The organism is Streptomyces sp. SID12501 (assembly GCF_010550245.1).
Classification (GTDB): Bacteria; Actinomycetota; Actinomycetes; order Streptomycetales; family Streptomycetaceae; genus Streptomyces.
In genome coordinates, this window is record NZ_JAAGLU010000284.1 from 1 (window position 1) to 593 (window position 593).

At 75.0% G+C, this 593-nt stretch carries 1 protein-coding gene and 1 pseudogene; both read right to left on the reverse strand.

Annotation, left to right across the window (positions count from 1 at the left end):
* A pseudogene (locus G3I71_RS45760) lies at positions 1-159 on the reverse strand (amidophosphoribosyltransferase); the annotation flags it as partial.
* 88 nt (positions 160-247) lie between these two features.
* Positions 248-593: hypothetical protein (locus tag G3I71_RS45765; RefSeq protein WP_203733039.1), on the reverse strand; the 346-nt coding region annotated here is incomplete at its 5' end.

Here is a 593-nt window from a genome sequence, read left to right on the forward strand (position 1 = left end):
CTCCTGACCCCGGTGCTGGAGCGCGTAGAGCCCGAAGTAGGTGAGCTTCGCGACCTCCTCACCGGGAGCCCAGACGCCGAAGACTCCGCAGGCGTCCTGCGGGCCTTTCTCGCCGGGTAGAAGGTCGTGGTTGAGACGTCCGTCTGCGCGGGGGGCCACGGGACCATGGTCGCACACCCCGCAGGGGGCGGGTCCACCCGGTCCGCGAGGCGTCGCACCCACCGCGCTCGGGGTGCGTCCTCCCAGGTCAGGGCTGCACGGAACGCTGCGCGCGGCGCGCGCTGCGACGGTCGACGAACGCCGCGACGCCACCGCCGGCGAAGCTGCCGACGACCGCGCCGGTCAGCGCGAGCAGCCAGCGCACGCCGTTCTGGCCTCCGAGGAACGGCAGCACGCCGCCGTCGTCGGACGCGACGCCGCTGCTGCCGGCGGTCGCGAACGCGACGACCAGCGCGACGACGACGCCCACGAGGGCACCGGTCACCATGAACGCGCGGTACCGCGGGGCACGCCGCACGGTCGCGGGGGTCGCGATGCGCTCGAGCTCGGCCTCGGACGGCACGTCACCGGGCACGTCGGGGCGCGCGACGTCA